The 17,066-nt window shown below is 38.9% G+C and carries 18 protein-coding genes; 10 read left to right on the forward strand and 8 right to left on the reverse strand.

Annotated elements, in window-relative coordinates; translation table 11 throughout:
- The first annotated feature begins 64 nt into the window (after window positions 1–64).
- Both egtU and egtV read left to right on the forward strand, forming a co-directional pair.
- Window positions 65–1,726 carry an ergothioneine transport permease/ergothioneine binding protein EgtU gene (gene egtU, locus HG567_RS03865; protein ID WP_202163651.1) on the forward strand — a complete coding sequence of 554 codons (1,662 nt, stop codon included), beginning with the start codon at window positions 65–67 and terminating at the stop codon, window positions 1,724–1,726.
- Window positions 1,727–1,729: 3 nt separating this feature from the next.
- The gene (gene egtV, locus HG567_RS03870; protein WP_202137604.1) at window positions 1,730–2,380 is read left to right on the forward strand and encodes an ergothioneine transport ATP-binding protein EgtV; all 651 of its coding nucleotides are present in this window, start codon (window positions 1,730–1,732) and stop codon (window positions 2,378–2,380) included.
- A gap of 2 nt (window positions 2,381–2,382) precedes the next feature.
- Here the strand turns inward: egtV and HG567_RS03875 are convergent, their stop codons facing one another.
- Complete coding sequence (locus HG567_RS03875; protein WP_000468793.1) at window positions 2,383–2,562, reverse strand: hypothetical protein; 180 nt, start codon at window positions 2,560–2,562, stop codon at window positions 2,383–2,385.
- On the opposite strand from HG567_RS03875, the gene HG567_RS03880 reads away from it, so the two are divergent.
- From HG567_RS03880 to HG567_RS03910, 7 genes are all read left to right on the forward strand, one after another.
- Entirely contained in the window at window positions 2,554–3,015 is a 462-nt protein-coding gene (locus tag HG567_RS03880; protein WP_001960675.1) for a hypothetical protein, read from the forward strand. The genes HG567_RS03875 and HG567_RS03880 overlap by 9 nt on opposite strands.
- The gene (gene uvrC, locus HG567_RS03885; RefSeq protein ID WP_202139263.1) at window positions 3,016–4,800 is read left to right on the forward strand and encodes an excinuclease ABC subunit UvrC; all 1,785 of its coding nucleotides are present in this window, start codon (window positions 3,016–3,018) and stop codon (window positions 4,798–4,800) included.
- Window positions 4,801–4,810: 10 nt separating this feature from the next.
- Window positions 4,811–6,076, forward strand: coding sequence for a homoserine dehydrogenase (locus tag HG567_RS03890; protein ID WP_202139264.1), 1,266 nt, complete (start codon window positions 4,811–4,813; stop codon window positions 6,074–6,076).
- Window positions 6,077–6,421, forward strand: coding sequence for a YraN family protein (locus HG567_RS03895; RefSeq protein WP_202139265.1), 345 nt, complete (start codon window positions 6,077–6,079; stop codon window positions 6,419–6,421).
- Between the two features lie 88 nt (window positions 6,422–6,509).
- Window positions 6,510–6,830, forward strand: a complete 321-nt coding sequence (trxA, locus tag HG567_RS03900) for a thioredoxin (RefSeq protein ID WP_000020208.1) — start codon at window positions 6,510–6,512, stop codon at window positions 6,828–6,830.
- Window positions 6,831–6,834: 4 nt separating this feature from the next.
- On the forward strand, window positions 6,835–7,770 hold the full coding sequence (gene trxB, locus HG567_RS03905) for a thioredoxin-disulfide reductase (protein WP_202139266.1): 936 nt from the start codon (window positions 6,835–6,837) through the stop codon (window positions 7,768–7,770).
- A gap of 167 nt (window positions 7,771–7,937) precedes the next feature.
- A complete protein-coding gene (locus HG567_RS03910) occupies window positions 7,938–8,759 on the forward strand; it encodes a glycosyltransferase family 25 protein (RefSeq protein ID WP_202163652.1) in 822 nt (273 codons plus the stop codon).
- A 198-nt stretch (window positions 8,760–8,957) separates the two neighbouring features.
- On the opposite strand, the gene HG567_RS03915 is transcribed toward HG567_RS03910, so the two are convergent.
- The 7 genes from HG567_RS03915 to HG567_RS03945 form a co-directional block, all read right to left on the reverse strand.
- A complete protein-coding gene (locus HG567_RS03915) occupies window positions 8,958–9,206 on the reverse strand; it encodes an RNA-binding protein (RefSeq protein WP_000790556.1) in 249 nt (82 codons plus the stop codon).
- Between the two features lie 325 nt (window positions 9,207–9,531).
- Complete coding sequence (locus HG567_RS03920) at window positions 9,532–10,212, reverse strand: F0F1 ATP synthase subunit A (protein WP_000401209.1); 681 nt, start codon at window positions 10,210–10,212, stop codon at window positions 9,532–9,534.
- A 121-nt stretch (window positions 10,213–10,333) separates the two neighbouring features.
- Entirely contained in the window at window positions 10,334–11,779 is a 1,446-nt protein-coding gene (gene guaB, locus HG567_RS03925; RefSeq protein ID WP_001221720.1) for an IMP dehydrogenase, read from the reverse strand.
- Window positions 11,780–11,788: 9 nt separating this feature from the next.
- Window positions 11,789–13,150, reverse strand: a complete 1,362-nt coding sequence (gene gatA, locus HG567_RS03930) for an Asp-tRNA(Asn)/Glu-tRNA(Gln) amidotransferase subunit GatA (protein ID WP_202163653.1) — start codon at window positions 13,148–13,150, stop codon at window positions 11,789–11,791.
- 58 nt (window positions 13,151–13,208) lie between these two features.
- Window positions 13,209–13,799: a dephospho-CoA kinase gene (gene coaE, locus HG567_RS03935; RefSeq protein ID WP_202163654.1), complete on the reverse strand. Its 591-nt coding sequence runs from the start codon at window positions 13,797–13,799 to the stop codon at window positions 13,209–13,211.
- Between the two features lies 1 nt (window position 13,800).
- Entirely contained in the window at window positions 13,801–14,589 is a 789-nt protein-coding gene (locus HG567_RS03940) for a spermidine synthase (RefSeq protein ID WP_202163655.1), read from the reverse strand.
- 86 nt (window positions 14,590–14,675) lie between these two features.
- Window positions 14,676–15,545, reverse strand: coding sequence for a hypothetical protein (locus HG567_RS03945; RefSeq protein ID WP_202163656.1), 870 nt, complete (start codon window positions 15,543–15,545; stop codon window positions 14,676–14,678).
- A gap of 76 nt (window positions 15,546–15,621) precedes the next feature.
- Here HG567_RS03945 and der point away from each other — a divergent pair, with 76 nt between their 5' ends.
- Window positions 15,622–17,007: a ribosome biogenesis GTPase Der gene (gene der, locus HG567_RS03950; protein WP_202139269.1), complete on the forward strand. Its 1,386-nt coding sequence runs from the start codon at window positions 15,622–15,624 to the stop codon at window positions 17,005–17,007.
- The last annotated feature ends 59 nt before the right edge of the window (window positions 17,008–17,066 follow it).

Here is a 17,066-nt window from a genome sequence, read left to right on the forward strand (position 1 = left end):
CAACCAACATTAAAGAATGCCTTTAGCATTTTAAAACCCCTTTATTCAAATAAGTTTAGTTATAATGCTAGGCATGGGCGTTTTTAAACAATTGATCAAAGAATTGTATGAGTGGTTGCTCCATTCTGTGGATGTGGTTACGCAACATTTAGTTGCTATGGTGTTAAAAATAAGCGTGGTAAAATATTTGATAAAAGAATTTCATGATCGCTTCATTTACTTTATAGACTTGCTCGCGCAACATTTTATCATCGTTGCGCTTTCTAGTCTTCTCGTTCTGGTGTTTGGGGTTTTGATTGGGGTTTTTGTGTTTTATAACTCAAAGGCTAGGGCGTTCTTGCTCCCTGTGGTGAATTTCCTCTACACCATCCCATCGCTTGCGTTATTCGCGTTATTCATTCCTGTGATTGGGGTGGGGTTAAAAAACGCGCTTTTAGTGTTGGTTTTATACGGCTTATTGCCCATTGTCCATAGCACTTATAACGCTTTAAAAGAGGCGCGAGAAGAGGTGATTAAGGCCGCTATTGGGCTAGGGTGTAACTCCAAAGAGTTGTTTTTTAGGGTGCATTTCTTGCTCGCTATCCCCCAAATTTTAGTGGGCTTAAGGATTGCAGTGGTGATGTTAGTGGCGATGGCTGGGATTGGGGCGCTCATTGGGGCTGGAGGCTTAGGGCAGGCGATTTTTAGAGGGCTAAACACGCAAAACACCACGCTTTTAGTGGCGGGTAGTTTGATTATTGCTCTTTTTAGTGTTTTAGCGGATAAATTTGTGAGCGTCTTTCAGCATGAAAACGCCTTACAACGCCTATTTTCTCAAAACGCCACCCAAAAACAAAAAAGAAGAGTTTATACTAATTTAGCGGTGTTTCTTTTTTTATTGCTAGCGAGCGCTTTATGGCTCATTCCTAGAAACGCCATAGAAGAAAAGCCCTTAGTCGTGGCCACAAAACCTAGCAGCGAGCAGTATATTTTGGGCGAGATTTTAAGCCTTTTGTTAGAAAAACACCACATTCCTATCAAGCGAGCGTTTGGCATTGGTGGGGGGACGATGAATATCCATCCGGCATTAATTAGGGGCGATTTTGATTTGTATGTGGAATATACCGGCACCGCTTGGGTGAATACGCTCAAAAACCCTTTGACTCAAAAAGTGGATTTTGAAACGATTAAAAAGCGTTATGAGAAGGAATTTAATCTTTTATGGGTGGGGCTTTTGGGCTTTAATAACACCTATTCTTTAGCGATTTCTAAAGAAGACGCTCAAAAATACGCGATTGAAACTTTCAGCGATTTAGCCTTTCATAGCCCGAATTTTGATTTTGGAGCGGAGTTTGACTTTTTTGAAAGAGAGGACGCTTTTAAGGGCTTAGTGAAAGCTTATCGCTTTCGTTTTAGAAGTTTGCATGAAATGGATATTAATTTGCGTTATAAAAGTTTTGAATCCCATAAAATCAACGCTTTAGATGTCTTCACCACAGACGCTCAAATCAAAGAATTGGATTTAAAGGTGCTTAAGGACGATAAAGGGTTTTTCCCTAATTATCAGGCCGGTATTGTTATAAGAAAAGAAACTATAAAAAAGTATCCTGAAGCGTTAAAAATCTTAGAAAAATTGGATTCAAAAATTAGCGATGAAAAAATGCAGGATTTAAACTATCAGGTGGAAGTGTTGAAAAAAAGCCCCCAAATCGTAGCTAAAGATTTTTTAGAAAGCTTAGGGTTATAAAGCATGAAAGAAATCGTTACAATAGAGAATGTGTCTTTTAACTACCACAATCGCGCTGTTTTTAAGGATTTCAATTTAAGCATTGAAAAAGGGGATTTTTTATGCGTTTTAGGGGAGAGCGGGAGCGGCAAAAGCACGCTTTTAGGCTTGATTTTAGGGCTTTTAAAACCTAATCTTGGGAGCGTTAAAATCTTTAATGAGACCCTTTCAAACAACGCTTTTTTACGCCAAAAAATAGGCTATATCGCTCAAGGCAATTCCTTATTTTCTCATTTAAACGCCATGCAAAACATGACCTTTTGCCTTAATTTACAAGGCATAAACAAACAAGCCGCTCAAAAAGAAGCCAAAGCCTTAGCGTTAAAAATGGGGTTAGATGAGAGCCTTATGGATAAATTCCCCAATGAATTGAGCGGGGGGCAAGCCCAAAGAGTGGGCATTATTAGGGGGATTATCCACAAGCCAGAACTCATTTTATTAGATGAGCCTTTTAGCGCTTTAGATAGTTTAAATCGTAAGAATTTGCAGGATCTCATCAAAGAAATACACCAAAATTCTTGCGCTACTTTCATTATGGTAACGCATGATGAGGAAGAGGCCCAAAAGTTAGCCACAAAAACCCTAGAAATCAAAGCCCTTAAACAAGAGCAATGATTTTAAGGCTCGTTTAAAAATTCTGGCGTGGTGTTATTGGTGGGCGTTTGCATAGAAGAATTAGAGCTGTTTGAAGTTTTTTTAGCGGGTTTTTCATTGAATGGGGGGGCTTTATAGCCGCAAGCTTGAATCGTTATTGCCACAAGCGTTAAAAAGCATGTTAAGATCAGTTTATGGAACAAAATATTTTCTCCTTACTCATTCAAAAAAAGTCTTATAAAAAGCTTGAAACTCTTTTGAAACTCAAAAAGCTTAAGGTTTTTATGCCTTTAAGTTTACAAGAAAATTTGCTTTTTATCTTCATCAAAGACTCTAAATTGCTTTTTGCGTTTAAAGATCTTTGGGCTTCTAAAGAATTTAATCAACGATTCGCTAAAGAAATCAGCCATTTTTTGAACACGCAAGGGCATGCTTATGGGTTTGATGGGTTAGACGGGTTGGAAATTTTAGGTTATGTGCCTAAAGATTCCTTAGAAAAAGCCAATTTTTATGCCCCTATTAAAAAACAAGCCCAATTTTATCGCCCTAGCGCTTTAGGGTTGTTCCATAACCCCATTAAAGACGCTCGCTTGCATGAATGTTTTGAAAAAGCGCGCGCTTTGATCCACTACCAACGCAGTTTTTTTGAGGAATGAATGGCTGATTTATTGTCCAGTTTGAAAAACCTTTCTAGTAGCAGTGGCGTGTATCAATATTTTGATAAAAACCGCCAATTACTCTACATCGGTAAGGCGAAAAATTTAAAAAAGCGCATCAAAAGCTATTTTTCTATCCGTAACAATGAAATCACGCCCAACCATCGCGCAAGCTTACGCGTCCAAATGATGGTCAAACAAATCGCTTTTTTAGAAACCATTTTAGTGGAAAACGAGCAAGACGCTTTGATTTTAGAAAATTCTTTGATCAAGCAGCTCAAGCCCAAATACAACATTCTTTTAAGAGACGATAAAACTTACCCTTATATTTATATGGATTTTTCCACTGACTTCCCTATCCCTTTAATCACACGAAAAATTTTAAAACAGCCTGGCGTTAAATATTTTGGCCCTTTTACAAGCGGGGCTAAGGATATTTTGGATAGCTTGTATGAATTGCTCCCGTTGGTTCAAAAGAAAAATTGCATCAAGGATAAAAAGGCATGCATGTTTTATCAAATAGAGCGTTGTAAAGCCCCATGCGAGGATAAAATCACCAAAGAAGAGTATTTAAAAATCGCTAAAGAATGTTTAGAAATGATTGAAAATAAAGACAGGCTCATCAAAGAGCTTGAATTGAAAATGGAGCGCCTTTCTAGTAACTTGCGTTTTGAAGAAGCCCTAATTTATAGGGACAGGATTGCAAAAATCCAAAAAATCGCCCCTTTCACTTGCATGGATTTAGCCAAACTCTACGATTTGGATATTTTTGCTTTTTATGGTGGGAACAACAAGGCGGTGTTAGTGAAAATGTTCATGCGTGGGGGTAAAATCATTTCTTCAGCGTTTGAAAAAATCCACTCCCTTAATGGGTTTGACACCGATGAGGCGATGAAACAAGCCATTATCAATCATTACCAATCGCATTTGCCTTTGATGCCTGAACAGATCTTATTGAGCGCTTGCTCTAATGAAACGCTTAAAGAATTGCAAGAGTTTATCTCTCATCAATATTCTAAAAAAATCGCTCTTAGCATTCCTAAAAAGGGCGATAAGCTCGCTTTAATAGAAATCGCTATGAAAAACGCTCAAGAGATTTTTAGCCAAGAAAAAACCTCTAATGAAGATCTGATTTTAGAAGAAGCGCGATCGCTCTTCAATTTAGAATGCATGCCTTATAGGGTGGAAATCTTTGACACAAGCCACCATTCAAACAGCCAATGCGTGGGGGGAATGGTCGTGTATGAAAATAACGCCTTCCAAAAAAACTCTTATCGGCGTTACCATTTAAAAGGCTCTAACGAATACGCTCAAATGAGCGAATTGCTCACCAGAAGGGCTTTAGACTTTGCTAAAGAGCCACCGCCTAATTTGTGGGTGATTGATGGAGGGAGGGCGCAATTAAACATCGCTTTAGAAGTTTTAAAAAGCAGCGGGAGTTTTGTAGAAGTGATCGCTATTTCTAAAGAAAAAAGGGATTCTAAGGCTTATCGCTCTAAAGGGGGCGCTAAAGACATTATCTATACGATTAATAATACTTTTAAATTGCTCCCTAGCGACAAACGCTTGCAATGGGTGCAAAAATTGCGCGATGAAAGCCACCGGTATGCGATAAACTTCCATAGATCCACTAAACTTAAAAACATGAAACAAATCGCTCTTTTAAAAGAAAAGGGCATAGGAGAAGCCAGCGTGAAAAAATTATTGGATTATTTTGGGAGTTTTGAAGCGATAGAAAAAGCGAGCGAGCAGGAAAAAAACGCCGTTTTAAAAAAACGAATTTAAAGGAAAAAACATGAAAAAAAGATTGAATGTAGGGCTTGTGGGTTTAGGGTGTGTGGGGAGCGCGGTCGCTAAAATCTTACAAGAAAATCAAGAAATCATCAAAGACAGAGCCGGCGTAGAAATTAAAATTAAAAAAGCGGTGGTGCGAGACGTGAAAAAACACAAAAACTATGCTTTTGAAATCAGCAATGATTTAGAAAGCTTGATAGAAGATGAAGAAATTGATATTATCGTGGAGCTTATGGGTGGGGTGGAAGCGCCTTATCTTTTAGCTAAAAAAACTTTAGCCAAGCAAAAAGCTTTCGTTACAGCCAATAAAGCCATGTTGGCGTACCACCGCTATGAATTAGAACAAACCGCTAAAAACACCCCCATAGGCTTTGAAGCGAGCGTGTGCGGGGGTATCCCTATTATCAAGGCTTTAAAAGACGGCTTGAGCGCTAATCACATCCTTTCTTTTAAAGGGATTTTAAACGGCACCAGCAATTACATTTTAAGCCAAATGTTTAAAAATCAAGCAAGCTTTAAGGACGCTTTGAAAGACGCCCAACATTTAGGCTATGCGGAATTAAACCCTGAATTTGACATTAAAGGCATTGATGCAGCGCACAAATTATTGATTTTAGCGTCTTTAGCCTATGGCATTGATGCGAAATTAGAAGAAATTTTAATTGAAGGCATTGAAAAAATAGAGCCAGACGACATGGAATTTGCTAAAGAATTTGGTTATAACATTAAACTTTTAGGCATCGCTAAAAAACACCAAGATTGCATTGAATTAAGGGTGCATCCAAGCATGATTAAAAATGAATGCATGCTCTCTAAAGTGGATGGGGTGATGAACGCTATAAGCGTTATAGGGGATAAGGTGGGCGAGACTTTGTATTATGGGGCTGGGGCTGGGGGAGAGCCTACCGCAAGCGCGGTCATTAGCGATATTATAGAAATTGCAAGGAAAAAAAGCTCTCTAATGCTAGGCTTTGAAACCCCTCAAAAACTCCCCCTAAAACCCAAAGAAGAAATCCAATGCGCTTATTATGCGCGTTTGTTGGTGAGCGATGAAAAAGGGGTTTTTTCTCAAATTAGCGCGATTTTAGCCCAAAATGATATTTCGTTCAACAATGTCTTACAAAAAGAAATCCCGCATTCCAACAAGGCTAAAATCTTATTTTCCACGCACACCACCAACGAAAAATCTATGTTAAACGCCCTTAAAGAGCTTGAAAATCTAAAAAGCGTGCTAGACACCCCTAAAATGATCCGTTTGGAAAATTGAATGCGCTTTTTGAATAACAAGCATAGGGCAAAGGGCTTGAAGGCTGAAGAAGAGGCTTGCGGGTTTTTAAAAACGCTGGGCTTTGAAATGATAGAGAGGAACTTTTTTTCACAATTTGGCGAAATTGATATTATCGCTTTGAAAAAAGGGGTTTTGCATTTCATTGAAGTCAAAAGCGGGGAAAATTTTGATCCCATTTATGCGATCACGCCGAGTAAATTAAAAAAGATGATTAAAACAATCCGCTGTTATTTGTCCCAAAAAGATCCCAATAGCGATTTTTGCATTGACGCCCTTATTGTGAAAAATGGTAAATTTGAGCTTTTAGAAAATATCACTTTTTAGATTTTTATCCAAAATCAATGCGTTTTCATTAACATTCTTAAGCTAATATAATTCTCGTTAATCAAAATCATATATTTAGGAGTAACTAATGAGTCACTATATTGAATTAACTGAAGAAAATTTTGAAAGCACCATTAAAAAAGGGGTTGCGTTAGTGGATTTTTGGGCGCCATGGTGTGGTCCTTGTAAGATGCTATCCCCTGTGATTGATGAATTAGCTAGCGAATATCAAGGTAAGGCTAAGATTTGTAAAGTCAATACCGATGAGCAAGAAGAATTGAGCACGAAATTTGGTATCAGGAGCATTCCTACGCTTTTATTCACAAAAGATGGCGAAGTTGTCCATCAGTTGGTGGGCGTGCAAACTAAAGTTGCTTTAAAAGAGCAATTGAACAAACTTCTAGGCTAATAGCATGATAGATTGTGCGATTATTGGAGGTGGTCCTGCGGGTTTGAGTGCGGGGCTTTATGCGACTAGGGGCGGTGTTAAAAACGCCGTTTTGTTTGAAAAAGGAATGCCTGGGGGGCAAATCACTGGCAGTAGTGAGATTGAAAATTATCCGGGCGTTAAGGAAGTGGTGAGCGGGTTGGATTTCATGCAACCATGGCAGGAGCAGTGCTTTCGCTTTGGCTTAAAGCATGAAATGACCGCTGTTCAAAGGGTTTCTAAAAAAGGCTCTCATTTTGTTATTTTGGCAGAAGATGGCAAGACTTTTGAAGCTAAGAGCGTGATCATCGCTACCGGTGGTAGCCCTAAACGCACAGGCATCAAGGGCGAGTCAGAATATTGGGGTAAAGGCGTGAGCACTTGCGCGACATGCGATGGCTTCTTTTACAAAAACAAGGAAGTAGCGGTGCTTGGTGGAGGTGATACCGCCGTAGAAGAGGCGATTTATTTGGCCAACATCTGCAAAAAAGTCTATCTCATCCACAGAAGAGATGGTTTTAGGTGTGCGCCTATCACTTTAGAGCATGCTAAAAACAACGATAAGATTGAGTTTTTAACCCCTTATGTGGTGGAAGAAATCAAGGGCGATGCTTCTGGCGTGTCTTCTTTAAGCATTAAAAACACGGCCACTAATGAAACAAGAGAATTAGTCGTGCCGGGGTTTTTTGTTTTTGTGGGTTATGATGTGAATAACGCCGTGTTGAAACAAGAAGATGGCTCTATGCTATGCGAATGCGATGAATACGGCTCTATTGTCGTGGATTTTTCCATGAAAACGAATGTTCAAGGCTTGTTTGCGGCAGGAGATATTCGCATTTTTGCCCCTAAGCAAGTGGTTTGCGCTGCAAGCGATGGCGCTACGGCAGCCTTAAGCGTGATTTCTTATTTAGAACACCATTAAATCAAGCTTATAACCCTAGGTTTTAGGGTTATGAGTTCTCGCTTCAAACATTCATTGGATCTTTTAAAGCTTTTTTGTAGCCGTGATGCGATTTTATTCGCAAAGTTTTATTGTAAAACAAGGCCTAAAAACGATATACTCTATTAAAAATTATGGGAGTTTAAGCTTTGCGTGTTTTTATCATTTCTTTAAATCAAAAAGTGTGCGATCAATTTGATTTAGTTTTTAGAGACACCACAACTTTACTCCATAATATCAATGCCACCCACCACAAGGCGCAAATTTTTGATGCGATTTATTCTAAAACTTTTGAAGACGAGTTGCACCCCTTAGTTAAAAAGCATTTACACCCTTATTTCATCACGCAAAACATCAAAGACATGGGGATTACAACCAACCTAATCAGTAGGGTTTCTAAGTTTTATTACGCTTTAAAATACTATGCGAAGTTTATGAGCTTGGGGGAGCTTGGGTGCTATGCGAGCCATTATTCCTTGTGGGAAAAATGCATAGAGTTAAATGAGCCCATTTGCATTTTAGAAGACGATATAACCTTGAAAGAGGATTTTAAAGAGGGATTGGATTTTTTAGAAAAACACATCCAAGAACTAGGCTATGCGCGTTTGATGCATTTGTTGTATGATGCCAGTGTAAGAAGTGAGCCATTGAGCCACAAAAACCACGAGATACAAGAGCGTGTAGGGATTATTAAAGCTTATAGTCATGGGGTGGGGACGCAAGGCTATGTGATCACGCCAAAGATTGCCAAAGTTTTTAAAAAATGCAGCCGAAAATGGGTTGTTCCTGTGGATACGATAATGGACGCTACTTTTATCCATGGCGTGAAAAATTTGGTGTTACAACCTTTTGTGATCGCTGATGATGAGCAAATCTCTACGATAGCGCGAAAAGAAGAACCCTATAGCCCTAAAATCGCCTTAATGAGAAAACTCCATTTTAAATATTTGAAATATTGGCAGTTTGTATAGCCAATAATAAAAATACTAAAGAGCGTTTTAAGGCGTTAGTCGCCCCTATTTGATTAGAACAAAACTTAATCGCCTTTTTAAAAATGGATTAAAATTTTAAATGGATTTTAAAAGGGTTTTACCCCTTTTAGATTCTATGTGCAACTAAGACGCATTAAGAGAATGAAAAGCGCATTAGAAAATTATTTTCTAATGCTACTAAAACTTTTTAGGATTAGCTTCGGTTACCCTAATCGTTCTGCCCATAAAATCCGTATTGTCTAATTTAGCGATCGCTTCACTAACGCCCTCTTCTTGCATTTCCACAAAGCCAAAACCTTTAGGTTTCTTCGTTTCTCTGTCATAAATTAGCTTGACATTAAAAACTTTGCCAAATTGACTGAAAAGCTCCTTGACTTGCTCGCTGGTAGCACTATAAACCAAATTCCCTACATAAATGTTTTTCAAGATAAAATTCTCCGGTAAAAAAATGACGACATACCCATAAGAATATGAAAAAGTTATAAAAAAGTAACACTTCTAAAACCCAAACACATCCAAAACAGAAGTATGGTGGATTTTATCTAATGATTGCTTAAAAAATTATAAAAGCTATTAAAATTGGGTATTGATAATAAAATAGAACTTACACAAGCAAGCGGTAATTTTAAAAAGCGTTATCAAAGGATGAGAGAGAGCATGGTTTCAAAATCACCCCCCCTAGCCTTTTAAAAGCTTTACCATAAAACAAAGTTTTAAAAAACAATATTAAAGCCAAACAAGAATGTTTTGCTTAATGCCCTTCATCGGTTAAAACAGCCCCTGCCAAATACACATAAGTGAGAATCATAAAAACAAAAGCTTGTAAAATCCCCATAAAAAACAAGACCATAAAGGGCGCTACAGGAACCGCCCAAGGCACTAATAAAAGCATGATGAGCAAGAACATGTCATCGCCCTTAATATTCCCAAACAAACGAAACGATAAAGACACGATCCTAGAAAAATGCGAGATGATCTCAATAGGGAACATGAAAGGGGCGAGCCATTTCACAGGGCCTGCAAAATGAGCGAAATACTTAAAAAAGCCTTGCACTCTGATGCCTTCAAAATGGTAATAAAAAAACACAATCAGCGCTAAAACCAGCGTAAAGCTCCAGCTAGCCGTAGGGGATTCAAAACCAGGAATGATGCCTATCATGTTAGAAAAAAAGACATACAAAGCGATCGTGCCTGCTAGGGGGAAGTATTTGCGGGCTAACTCTTCGCCTATAATATCCTTAGCCACGCTCAAAATCGCGCTAATGATGCTCTCATACACATTCTGCAAACCCATAGGCACCATCTGCATTTTGCGCGACGCACCAAGCGAAATGAAAAACATCAAAACCGCTGTCAAAACGACAAAAAACCCGGTGATAAAATCATGATTGGAGCTAAAAAAATTAGCAATAGTAAATACTCTGTGTTCCATGAAAAAGTTTCTCTAAGCCTTATTGAAAATTTCCTTAATTGTAGCAATTAAGTTTTAAAAACTCATTAAATCAAGCTTTTTAACGAGTTTTTTAACGATTTGTCTTGTTTTCTTTTAAAATTCACCCATAATAATTAGGGGCTTCTTTAGTAATATCCACGCCATGCACATGGCTTTCTTTTAACCCCGCGCTAGTGATTTCTACAAATTCAGCGTTTTGATACAATTCCAAAATATTTTTCGCCCCCTGATACCCCATAGAAGAACGCACGCCCCCTACTAATTGGAAAATCATATCCGAAACCTTACCACGATAAGGCACACGCCCTTCAATGCCTTCTGGGACTAACTTTTCACTCGCCACGCCCTCTTGAAAATACCTATCAGAGCTCCCTTTTGTCATAGCCCCAATGCTGCCCATGCCCCTATAGCTTTTATATTGCCTCCCTTGGTAAATCATAAAATCCCCTGGAGATTCTTCTGTGCCAGCGAGTAAAGAGCCTATCATCACGCTTGATGCCCCCAAAGCTAAAGCCTTAGCCACATCGCCTGAATAGCGGATCCCTCCATCTGCAATCACAGGAATATCAAATTTAGACGCTACTTCTACGCAATTATCAATCGCACTTACTTGGGGCATTCCCACTCCAGCCACAATCCTAGTGGTGCAAATGCTTCCTGGCCCAATACCCACTTTAATAGCGTCCGCTCCCGCGCTAATCAAATCGCTTGTGGCCTCTTTAGTAACCACATTCCCCACAATCACATCCACTACCAAGCTTTTTTTAATCTCTTCTAAAGTGTGTAAAATGTTCGCCGAATGCCCATGCGCACTGTCTAGCACCAGCGCATCCACCCCCGCTTTAACTAACATTTCAGCCCTATCCAACTGCCCCACTCCAATAGCCGCCCCCACTCTCAACCTCCCAAAATCATCTTTATTGGCCTCAGGGTATTCAATGCGTTTTTGAATGTCCTTGATCGTAATCAAGCCTTTTAAAACATTATCCTTATCCACAATGGGCAATTTTTCAATCTTATGCTTGTGCATCAAATCGCTCGCTTCATCTAAACTAATGCCCACATGAGCGGTAACTAAAGGCATTTTAGTCATCACATCGCCCACTTTTTTACTCAAATCGGTTTCAAAGCGCACGTCTCTGTTGGTTAAAATCCCAATCAACAACCCCTTATCATCTACCACAGGCACGCCTGAAATCTTGTAATTATCCGTTATGACTTTAGCGTCCGCTAGCGTCCTGTGCGCATGGATAAAAATAGGATCATTAATCACCCCACTCTCGCTTTTTTTAACCTTAGTGATTTCTTTGAGTTGCGTTTGAATATCCATGTTTTTATGCACGATGCCAATACCCCCAAGGCGCGCCATAGCGATAGCGGTTTTATGCTCTGTAACCGTATCCATAGCCGCGCTAATAAAGGGGATATTCAAACTAATGTTTTTGGTCAGGCGAGACTTTAAGCTCACATCTTTAGGTAAAACGCTGGACTTTCTAGGCACCATCAACACGTCTTCAAAAGTCAAAGCCCTTTGTAAAATTCTCATTTTCTATCCTTAATCTAATTTTAAATCTAATTCTTGCTCTAAAGCGTAAGAAACGTCTAAAAGGCTTTGCTCATCAAAAGCCTTAGCAATGAATTGCATCCCTATGGGCAAGCCTAAAGGATCTTTAGCGACCGGCAAGGAAAGGGCTGGCAAACCGCTCAAATTCGCCCCAATCGTGTAAATATCGCTCAAATACATTTCTAAAGGGCTTGCATGGTAATTGAATAAGTGGGCGCTCGTAGGAGCTACAGGGGTGAAAATCAAATCCACTTCTTCAAAAATCTTGTTGTATTGCTCTTTGATTATCAAACGCATTTGCTGGGCTTTCAAATAATAAGCGTCATAATACCCACTGCTTAAGACAAAATTCCCTAACATGATGCGCCGTTTCACCTCATCGCCAAAACCTTCACTGCGGCTTTTGAGATACAATTCTTTCAAATCTTTAACATTTTGAGCCCTCCTCCCATAACGAACCCCATCAAATCTGGCCAGATTCGAACTCGCTTCAGCCATGCTGATAATATAATAAATAGAGATTTGATAATGCGAATCCAACATCTTTTTTTCCACAATCTCATGCCCCATTTCTTTCAAGGCTTTAAGGGTGTTTTCATAAGCAAGTTGCACTTCATTGCTCGCATCTTTAATGTGATCTCTTAAGATAGCGATTTTAAAGCGTTTGTCTCTGTTAAGGTTTTTAAAGGTTTGCGTGGGTTTGAGATTGGCACTCGTGGAGTCCTTGCTATCATGCCCGCTAATTGCGTCAAATAAAATAGAAGCGTCTTCTACATTTTGCGTGATAGGCCCGATTTGATCAAAACTAGAACAATACGCAATCAAACCATAACGGCTCACCCTCCCATAAGTGGGCTTTAACCCCACGCACCCGCAATAGCTCGCCGGCTGCCTGATAGACCCGCCCGTATCGCTCCCTAAAGCCGCCACCGCTAAGCCACCAGCCACAGCTGCTGCACTTCCTCCGCTACTCCCTCCAGGCACTCTGTTTTTATCTCGTGGGTTTTTAGTGATCCCATAGCAACTAGACTCCGTGGTGCTTCCCATCGCAAACTCATCCATGTTAGAAAGCCCAAACCCTGCCATGCTGTTTTGGTGCAAGTTTTCAATCACGCTCGCATGATAAGGAGCGATATAACCTTCTAAAATCTTACTGGAGCAAGTAACTTCCCACCCCTTAACGCTGATATTGTCTTTAATAAGGATTGGCACCCCTTTAGCGCTAGCGCCATTAAGGCTAGGGGCTTTAATATAAGCGTTCAAATCTGAAGCTCTAACCTTAGCGTCAATTTCGTTTTTAAGGGTTTCTAATTCATCTTGGGATAAAGAAAGGGCTTGTTTTAAAGTGATCATGTTTTTAGCCTTACAAAAAATTTAATGGTAGTTTAACATGCTTAGATACAAAACGAGCTTATAAGAGCGTTTTTAAAAAGCGTTCAACTTGCTTATTTAAATCTTTTAAACTGGAGCTGTTGTCTATAACACAATCGCTCATGGCGCGTTTTTGCTCTATATCCATTTGACAAGCTAAGCGCTGCAAGATTTCAGCTTCTTTGAGTTTGTCTCGCTCTAAAAGGCGCTCAATTTGTAAAACCCTAGGTGCATAGATTAAAACCACTTTACTCACAGGATAGCATTTTTTACCCCCAACTTCAAAAAACAAAGGGATGTCTAAAAAATACGCTTGATGATTCTTTTCTAATTCATAGGCTTTTTGAAGCATGCACTCACGGATTAAGGGGTGTAAAAAATCCTCTAGCCATTTTAACTCATTAGCCTTTTGAAACACGATCGCGCCAAGCTTTTTGCGATTCAAAATATCCTTTTCTATAATCTCTGATCCAAAATGTTGGGCGATTTTAAACCGGTGCTCTTGCAATAATTGATGAGCGATCTTATCCGCATCTAAAATTTGATAACCTTGCGATTCTAATATTTTAATGGTGGTGCTTTTACCGGTGCCTATCCCCCCTGTTAGAGCGATAGCGTTTTTTAAAACCATCTTAAGATTTGATATTGTCTTTCAAGACTTCTTGTAAATTTTTAGGCAAAGCGAATGCAGCCCTATGAATGTCTTCGTTATAGTATCTCACGCTTTTTAGCGCTTCTATTTTTGGCACCATTAAATCTTTTAAGGGGTGGGTTTTAAAAGAAGCGTAAATATAACCCTTATTGCTCAAAATCCTTAAAGGCGCTACAAAAGGCATGGCAACAGAAAAAAACTCGCCCATGTTTTTAAGGGCGTTTTGCATGCTCACATGCTCTAATAATGGGTGTTTGGCTACAGAAATAAACACTCCATCTTCTTTAAGCATTCTTTTTAAGCCATCCATTTTATGAATATCTGGCTCTTGCAAGCAAAAAATCAAATCGTATTTTTTAATGTCTAAGTCTAAGAGTTGTTTAGCGTGCGTGAAATTCTTGTTGTTTTTCACTTCATGGAAATGGGGGAAAAAACTAATGAAGCTGTCTAAAATCTTTTCATCCGCTTGCACAAAATCTATATGCGTGTCGTATTTAAAAAGCTGGTGGGCTAATTCCAAATCAAACCCATCCACAATCAAAACCTCTTTAAGCTCTTTCTTGGTGCAACCTCCCATATGAGCGAGCAACTCGCTTTCAATGTGTAAAAAATTCTTAAACAGCAATTGGTGGTTAAGCATCGCAATTTCGCCAAAATCCTTAGATTTAAAAATCTCTAAGATATTATGCTCGCTTCTAACATCTAATAATTTCGCTTCTATGGTGTATTCTTTACGCAAATACGGCGTGATTTCTTGGGTGATCCACATAAACACTCCTTAGCTTACTTTTTTATCCATGCCTTTGAAACGCTAACATGCTACCCAAAAAAATCTAAATTGTCGTAATAAACGCCCTAACTTTGGCATTCTAAAAAAAGTTCCGTATCGCTCTTAAAGCGCTCTTTTTTAAAATCCAAATCAATACTGATGGCTTTATGCTGGCTGTCTAATTTATCGGTTGAATGCTTTTTTAACACCATTTGACACTTTGAAATCTCAATGGCGTCTAAAGCCTTATCTACCATATAAAGATCATCGCTCTTTTTTTCTAACAAAAAGGATTCATAAAAAGGCCTTAAACTCAAATCGCTGTCATTGGTGGTATAAACATACGAAGAAATTTTGCCCTTAAATTGCGCGATTTGCGTTTTAGTGTCATTAAAAGTGAAAGTTTGGATCTGGCGATCTTTATCGTTTTGATCTTTTAAAAAACGCTTCAAGGCTTTGGATTTGATTTCTATCAGCCATTGATCCCCTTCTTTACTTATCATAATATCCCCGTTTTTTAGGGGGTAGAAATCTTGTTGGGAATATTCAATGAGTTTTGGATTTTTTGTTTTTCTTTTTGGTTTGTAAAGGAACAGGTTTTTTTCATTATTAGCGTTGTTGTTGGGATCGTTTTGGTATAGGGGCGGGTTTTTTTCATTATTATCGCTTGGCTCATTCAACAAAATCACAGAAGTTTCAGGGTTAAAAGAATCGTTTTCATCTTTAGTTAGTTGGAAAAAAGCATTTCTTTCCTCTATAGGCTGATACACCATGTTTTGTAAAAAAATCGTTTCGCTAAAGACTTCATAATCCGAATCCACATAGCTGGGGCGTTTAGAGCCGTCATTTTCTTGCTCTTGGGCTTTTTTTTGCAATTGGATAAACCTCTCTTGCGAGCAAGCTAAAAAGCCTATTAAAACCACTACTACCACGCCTATTTTTTTGACTAAAAACAACGCTAGACCCTTATTTAAGCTTTAAATAACTATAATATTGTAATCTAATTTTGGTTAAAGTGAAACTACAAGTAAAATGAATACAAGCCATAAAACTTTAAAAACCATTGCGATTTTAGGCCAGCCTAATGTGGGGAAAAGCTCGTTATTTAACCGCCTAGCTAGAGAAAGGATCGCTATCACTTCAGATTTTGCAGGCACTACACGAGACATTAACAAACGAAAAATCGCATTGAATGGCCATGAAGTGGAATTGCTAGATACAGGGGGCATGGCTAAAGACGCTCTTTTGTCTAAAGAAATCAAAGCCCTTAATTTAAAAGCCGCTCAAATGAGCGATTTGATTTTATATGTTGTGGATGGCAAGTCTATCCCTAGCGATGAAGATCTCAAGCTTTTTAGAGAGGTTTTTAAAACCAACCCTAACTGCTTTTTAGTGATCAATAAAATTGATAACGACAAAGAAAAAGAGCGAGCTTATGCGTTTTCTTCTTTTGGCATGCCAAAGAGTTTTAATATTTCCGTTTCGCACAATAGAGGCATTAGCGCCTTAATTGATGCGATATTGAGCGCGCTGGATTTGAATCAAATCATAGAGCAGGATTTGGATGCGGATATTTTAGAAAGCCTAGAAAATAACGCACCAGAAAAAGAAAATAAAGAAGAAGAGATCATTCAAGTAGGCATCATTGGGAGGGTGAATGTGGGCAAAAGCTCGCTCTTAAACGTGCTCACGAAAAAAGAAAGGAGCCTTGTTTCTAGCGTGGCTGGCACTACCATTGACCCCATAGATGAAACCATTCTAATAGGCGATCAAAAAATTTGCTTTGTGGATACCGCTGGAATCAGGCATAGGGGTAAGATTTTAGGCATTGAAAAATACGCGCTAGAACGCACGCAAAAAGCCTTAGAAAAATCCCACATCGCGCTTTTAGTTTTAGATGTGAGCGCTCCTTTTGTGGAATTAGACGAAAAGATCAGCTCCTTAGCGGATAAACACTCTTTAGGCATCATTCTTATTTTAAACAAATGGGACATCCGCTACGCCCCTTATGAAGAGATCATGGCAACTTTAAAAAGGAAATTCCGCTTTTTAGAATACGCCCCTGTTATCACAACCAGTTGCTTAAAAACGCGCCATATAAATGAAATCAAGCATAAAATCATAGAAGTCTATGAGTGTTTTTCCAAACGCATTCCCACGAGCTTGCTCAATAGCGTGATCAATCAAGCCACCCAAAAACACCCCTTACCAAGCGATGGAGGGAAATTAGTGAAAGTGTATTACGCCACGCAATTTGCCACCAAACCCCCTCAAATCTCTCTTATAATGAATCGCCCTAAAGCCTTGCATTTCAGTTACAAACGCTATTTGATCAACACCTTAAGGAAAGAATTTAATTTTTTAGGCACGCCTTTAATCCTTAACGCTAAAGATAAAAAAAGCACCCAACAAAATTGAATTTTTTATGCATTAAACCCCCTTGAAAAAGCGTTTTTGCTTGATTTATCTTTAGGATT

Source organism: Helicobacter pylori (assembly GCF_016755635.1).
Classification (GTDB): Bacteria; Campylobacterota; Campylobacteria; order Campylobacterales; family Helicobacteraceae; genus Helicobacter; species Helicobacter pylori_CQ.

Excerpts from the sequence above, each read along its gene's own strand:
- egtU (WP_202163651.1), top strand. The coding sequence starts at position 65 with ATGCTAGGCATGGGCGTTTTTAAACAATTGATCAAAGAATTGTATGAG.
- egtV (WP_202137604.1), top strand. The coding sequence starts at position 1,730 with ATGAAAGAAATCGTTACAATAGAGAATGTGTCTTTTAACTACCACAAT.
- HG567_RS03880 (WP_001960675.1), top strand. The coding sequence starts at position 2,554 with ATGGAACAAAATATTTTCTCCTTACTCATTCAAAAAAAGTCTTATAAA.
- uvrC (WP_202139263.1), top strand. The coding sequence starts at position 3,016 with ATGGCTGATTTATTGTCCAGTTTGAAAAACCTTTCTAGTAGCAGTGGC.
- HG567_RS03890 (WP_202139264.1), top strand. The coding sequence starts at position 4,811 with ATGAAAAAAAGATTGAATGTAGGGCTTGTGGGTTTAGGGTGTGTGGGG.
- HG567_RS03895 (WP_202139265.1), top strand. The coding sequence starts at position 6,077 with ATGCGCTTTTTGAATAACAAGCATAGGGCAAAGGGCTTGAAGGCTGAA.
- trxA (WP_000020208.1), top strand. The coding sequence starts at position 6,510 with ATGAGTCACTATATTGAATTAACTGAAGAAAATTTTGAAAGCACCATT.
- trxB (WP_202139266.1), top strand. The coding sequence starts at position 6,835 with ATGATAGATTGTGCGATTATTGGAGGTGGTCCTGCGGGTTTGAGTGCG.
- HG567_RS03920 (WP_000401209.1), bottom strand. The coding sequence starts at position 10,212 with ATGGAACACAGAGTATTTACTATTGCTAATTTTTTTAGCTCCAATCAT.
- guaB (WP_001221720.1), bottom strand. The coding sequence starts at position 11,779 with ATGAGAATTTTACAAAGGGCTTTGACTTTTGAAGACGTGTTGATGGTG.
- gatA (WP_202163653.1), bottom strand. The coding sequence starts at position 13,150 with ATGATCACTTTAAAACAAGCCCTTTCTTTATCCCAAGATGAATTAGAA.
- coaE (WP_202163654.1), bottom strand. The coding sequence starts at position 13,799 with ATGGTTTTAAAAAACGCTATCGCTCTAACAGGGGGGATAGGCACCGGT.
- HG567_RS03940 (WP_202163655.1), bottom strand. The coding sequence starts at position 14,589 with ATGTGGATCACCCAAGAAATCACGCCGTATTTGCGTAAAGAATACACC.
- der (WP_202139269.1), top strand. The coding sequence starts at position 15,622 with ATGAATACAAGCCATAAAACTTTAAAAACCATTGCGATTTTAGGCCAG.